Here is a 5,035-nt window from a genome sequence, read left to right as displayed (position 1 = left end):
CCTTTACATTCTCCTATATCAAGAATTTGTTGGTAAACAATAAGTTATCCTTGTGAATATAAACGTCGCTAGTTTGTTAAACGGGAATTACATCCTGTTATTATTTTTAATTCCCGGCGTGGTGACGTCGCTGATTTCCCGCGATTCGGCGATATTTTCGTCCTTTGTCGGCGGGCTGGTTTCCATCCCTGTGTGCTTTTTATTGCGCATGGCCTTTTATCCACGCGTTCGTCCGCTGATGCAGGAACTGGCCTATGCCACCAGTGCGATATTTTGGTGTGTTCTGGGCGCTATGCTGGTTCATTTGCTGGTCATTGCTTACCGGCAGTTCAGGCAACACTGACATGTCATGATGTAGAAGCCATAAAAAAGGCGCTCACTGAGCGCCTTTTGGCTGTGTATATCTTTATTTTATCGCGGATCAGTTGCTGAACAGCGCCAGATGCTCTTTGGCATAGGCTTCGAAGTCAGTACAGCCACCGATGTGTTTCTGATCGAGGAAAATCTGCGGAACGGTTTCTACCGGTTTACCCACGGTTTTTTCCAGGTCGGCTTTAGTGATGCCTTCCGCGTGAATATCGATGTAGCGGAAGTTGAAATCATCACGTTCTTCAGTCAGTTTTTCAGCCAACTCTTTAGCGCGTACGCAATAAGGACAGCCAGGACGCCCAAAAATTACTGCAAACATGGAGACTCCTTTGTTAATGCCAACAAGATAAATGAAAGGGGAATGTCTGTTTTTGTTAACCACATCACCTTTTTGATGTCGCTACTATGCCTGTTACAAACCATAAAAAAAAGCAGGAATTACCTGTCAGTCCGATACCTTTGACCTATCTGAATGAACCGGCACTCTTTTTCAGACACAGTACATTGTTACAGCTACAGGTGCCGGAATCCTTGCAAACGGTGCTCACAGCATGAATGATTGGGGCAACTTTTTTATTTATCCTTACCGCTCAGGAATTTTTTAATGACGCCGACCATCGATCTTCTGCGCTCACACCGCTCCATCCGTGCTTTTACCGATCAACCGGTCCCGGACGAGCAACGTGAAGCCATTATTGCCGCCGCTCAGGCTGCTTCGACTTCGAGCTTTCTGCAATGTTATTCGATTATCCGCGTTACCGATCCTGTGCTGCGGGAGACGCTGGTGCAGTACACCGGTGGTCAGAAATATGTCGCCAGCGCCGCTGAATTTTGGGTTTTCTGTGCTGATTTCAATCGTAATTTACAAATCAACCCTCAAGCCGAGCTGGGTCTGGCCGAGCAGTTGTTACTCGGTTGTGTGGACACCGCGTTGATGGCGCAAAATGCCATGACGGCGGCGGAGTCACTGGGGCTGGGCGGTGTGTTTATCGGCGGTATCCGTAATCAGGTGGAAGACGTAGTGAATCTGCTGAAACTGCCTAAATTTGTGATGCCTTTGTTTGGTTTATGTATCGGAACCCCCGCGCAGGATCATCAGGTCAAGCCGCGTATGCCGCAGTCTCTGCTGGTGCATGAAAACAGCTATCAGCCGGTAGATAAAGAGCAACTGGCAGAATATGACGACGCGCTATCGGCGTATTATCTGCAACGCGACAGCAATGCCCGACGCGATACCTGGAGTGATTTGATTATTCGTACCCTTAAAAAGGAACAACGTCCGTTTATGCTGGACGCATTGCACAAGCAAGGTTGGGCAACACGCTAAACGGCGACGGAGTGTTGGATGAAAATTGCAATTCTTTCCCGTGACGGGTCGTTGTATTCGTGTAAACGCCTGAAGGAAGCGGCTGAAGCACGCGGACATGAGATCGACATTATCGATCCACTGTCCTGCTACATGAATATCAATCCTGCTGCGCCCAGCGTGCACTATCGCGGGCATCAGCTGGATAAGTACCATGCGGTGATCCCACGAATTGGCTCCGCGATTACCTTCTATGGCACAGCGGTGCTGCGTCAGTTTGAAATGCTGGGCAGTTTCCCGCTGAATGAATCGGTGGCGATCACCCGGGCGCGCGATAAATTGCGTTCCATGCAGATTCTGGCGCGTGAAGGCATTGATCTGCCGACGACCGGTTTTGCTAATGCGCCGGATGACACCGCCGATTTGATTGCGCTGGTCGGTGGTGCGCCGCTGGTGGTGAAGCTGGTTGAAGGAACACAGGGGATTGGTGTGGTGCTGGCAGAAACCCGTCAGGCGGCAGAAAGTGTCATTGACGCATTTCGCGGCCTGAACGCGCATATTCTGGTGCAGGAATATATCCGCGAAGCAGAAGGGCGCGACATTCGTTGTCTGGTGGTGGGGAAAAAAGTGGTCGGAGCGATTGAGCGTCAGGCCAAACCGGGTGATTTCCGCTCGAACCTGCATCGCGGCGGGACGGCCACCAATGTCAAAATTACGCCGCAGGAGAAAGACATTGCGGTTAAAGCCGCGCAGACTCTGGGGCTGGACGTCGCCGGGGTTGATATTTTACGTTCAAACCGCGGGCCGCTGGTGATGGAAGTCAATGCCTCGCCGGGGCTCGAAGGGATCGAAGCCACCACCGGTCTGGATATCGCCGGTATGATGATTGACTATATCGAACAAAGAGCGCGGCCGGGATTCCGTCTGAAATCCGGTGGCTAATTCTTATTCCCGTGCGTTAAATGTCCATCAATCCGGTAATGATCGTAGCGCTGACCGGCAATATTCCGTAAGCTATGACCCCTTCGTAATGCCGCTGGCGTTACGAAGGGTTTGTTTTTTTCGTTGTGTTGAACTCGTGAGGCATTCTATGGATTCGCTCATCGTCCCTGATTTAGCGCTGCTGCGGCGCTGGCTGGATCAGCTGGGCATCTCTTTTTTCGAGTGTGATTCCTGTCAGGCTCTCCATTTGCCGCATATGCAGAATTTTGACGGCATTTTTGATGCCAAACTCGATATTGTAGATAATGTGATTTTGTTTTCTGCACTGGCCGAAGTCAAACCGACGGCGTTGATCCCGCTGGTGGCCGATCTGAGCTCGATTAATGCCAGTTCACTGACCATTAAAGCGTTCGTGGATATTCAGGACGACAATTTGCCGAAACTGATTGTTTGCCAGTCACTGACGATTGCAGTGGGTGTGACGGAAGAGCAGTTTGCTTTCTTCCTGCAACAGGCTGAGGAGCAGATGTCGATGATTATTCTCGAAGCGCACGCCAATGACCTGCTTTTCCTTGGCGAGGAAGAAGAAGGCATGCCGGTCACTTCTGTGAATCTGCCTTTACTGCATTAATTTTCCATTTCCGGACATTCATTTCCCCCCTCTGAAGATCCTTTCCTGCGAGCCGTGCTTATTGCGGCTCCGCTGCCTTTATCCGCTTTCGCCATAAGTTATGCTGCATTTGTGTGGTTGTTGCCAGATATTTCACTTTGTTAAAAGGCAAAATGCCAGACGGTATAGACTAAATCTGCATAATTAATCGATAAACGCCGGTTTTGTCTCAGGAGGCTGGTACACAAGGGTTGCAGGCGCTATGCTTCTGACTCTGCATCAAGCGTGATTACGTCGTAAAACCAAACGGTTAATTCGCAGGCAGCGTATGCGTCAACGTTGAATGCCTATGCATATTCCATGGGTGTCGGTTGGCAGTTGTGTGAAAGGTTTTGTATCCGTCTCAATGATACAAATTCGATTTATATTCCCTGTCTTGGAGGTAGTAACGGATGTTCACCCTGCGTAAAAAGTGGTTATCGGGTGTTGTCGCCGGCCTGGTTATGGCTGCGTCCGTCACAGCGTCTGCGGATGAAAAAACGCTGCATATCTATAACTGGTCCGATTATATCGCACCAAATACCGTGCCTGATTTCCAGAAGGAAACCGGCATTAAAGTGGTTTACGACGTGTTTGATTCCAATGAAGTGCTGGAAGGCAAACTCATGGCAGGCAGCACCGGCTTCGATCTGGTGGTACCGTCGGCCAGCTTCCTCGAACGTCAGCTGGCGGCTGGTGTGTTCCAGCCTCTGGATAAGAGCAAACTGCCAAACTACAAAAATATGGATCCTGAGCTGCTGAAGATGGTGGCGCAACATGATCCGGGCAACAAATACGCTATCCCTTATCTGTGGGCGACCACCGGTATCGGCTATAACGTCGATAAAGTGAAAGCCGTTCTGGGTAAAGATGCCCCGGTAGACAGTTGGGATCTGGTGCTCAAGCCTGAAAACCTCGAGAAACTGAAAAGCTGCGGCGTTTCATTCCTCGATGCCCCTGCGGAAATCTACGCAACAGTCCTGAATTATCTGCATCTGGATCCGAACAGCACCAAAGCATCAGATTACACCGGTGCAGCCAACGATCTGCTGCTGAAACTGCGTCCGAACATCCGTTATTTCCACTCTTCTCAGTACATTAACGACCTGGCGAACGGCGACATTTGTGTGGCAATCGGCTGGGCTGGTGATGTGATGCAGGCGGGTAACCGCGCGAAAGAAGCGAAAAACGGTGTGAACGTGGCGTACAGCATTCCCAAAGAAGGGGCGCTGGCCTTCTTCGACGTGTTTGCTATCCCGGCAGATGCTAAAAATCTCGATGAAGCCTATCAGTTCCTCAATTACCTGATGGAACCAAAAGTTATCGCGCAAATCAGTAACACCGTTTACTACGCCAGCGGAAACAAAGCCGCGACACCACTGGTTAACGAAGATGTGCGTAACAACCCGGGCATTTATCCACCGGCCGATGTTCAGGCGAAACTCTTCACCCTGAAAGTTCAGGATCCGAAGATTGACCGCGTGATCACCCGTTCGTGGACCAAGGTTAAAACCGGCAAATAATACTCTTCATCCTTCAGGCTGCCTCTGCGTTGGCTGCGCGAACGCGCCCCGGTCACTGACGTGTGTCAGCTCCCGGGGACTTGCTCACTTGCCGCCTTGATGCAACCAGAATGATTTTGAGTATCGTTAACGCGGCTCCGCTTATTGATGGCGGGGCCGCTGACGTTTTGCTTCCGGCTGTATTTTGGGTATACCGATCAGGCACTTTCTCCGGCTGTATTTTGGGTATACCGATCAGGCACTTTC

Annotated in this window: 6 protein-coding genes; 5 read left to right on the top strand and 1 reads right to left on the bottom strand. The window is 50.5% G+C overall.

Annotated elements, in window-relative coordinates; translation table 11 throughout:
- Positions 1-73 precede the first annotated feature (73 nt).
- Positions 74-343, top strand: coding sequence for an inner membrane protein YbjM (gene ybjM, locus AC1DUO_RS23215; RefSeq protein ID WP_477988950.1), 270 nt, complete (start codon positions 74-76; stop codon positions 341-343).
- Positions 344-421: 78 nt separating this feature from the next.
- Here the strand turns inward: ybjM and AC1DUO_RS23210 are convergent, their stop codons facing one another.
- Positions 422-688: a GrxA family glutaredoxin gene (locus tag AC1DUO_RS23210; RefSeq protein ID WP_013575818.1), complete on the bottom strand. Its 267-nt coding sequence runs from the start codon at positions 686-688 to the stop codon at positions 422-424.
- 285 nt (positions 689-973) lie between these two features.
- On the opposite strand from AC1DUO_RS23210, the gene nfsA reads away from it, so the two are divergent.
- From nfsA to potF, 4 genes are all read left to right on the top strand, one after another.
- Positions 974-1,696 (top strand): oxygen-insensitive NADPH nitroreductase, encoded by a 723-nt coding sequence (nfsA, locus tag AC1DUO_RS23205; protein WP_013575817.1) that lies wholly within the window; start codon positions 974-976, stop codon positions 1,694-1,696.
- Between the two features lie 18 nt (positions 1,697-1,714).
- Positions 1,715-2,617 carry a 30S ribosomal protein S6--L-glutamate ligase gene (gene rimK, locus AC1DUO_RS23200; RefSeq protein ID WP_013575816.1) on the top strand — a complete coding sequence of 301 codons (903 nt, stop codon included), beginning with the start codon at positions 1,715-1,717 and terminating at the stop codon, positions 2,615-2,617.
- A 148-nt stretch (positions 2,618-2,765) separates the two neighbouring features.
- Positions 2,766-3,248 carry a type III secretion system chaperone family protein gene (locus AC1DUO_RS23195; RefSeq protein ID WP_013575815.1) on the top strand — a complete coding sequence of 161 codons (483 nt, stop codon included), beginning with the start codon at positions 2,766-2,768 and terminating at the stop codon, positions 3,246-3,248.
- 431 nt (positions 3,249-3,679) lie between these two features.
- On the top strand, positions 3,680-4,789 hold the full coding sequence (potF, locus tag AC1DUO_RS23190) for a spermidine/putrescine ABC transporter substrate-binding protein PotF (RefSeq protein WP_013575814.1): 1,110 nt from the start codon (positions 3,680-3,682) through the stop codon (positions 4,787-4,789).
- The last annotated feature ends 246 nt before the right edge of the window (positions 4,790-5,035 follow it).

The organism is Rahnella sp. P4_A8 (assembly GCF_056402435.1).
The sequence above is the reverse complement of the archived record's forward strand: the minus strand, read 5'-3'. Positions and strand labels throughout refer to the sequence as shown.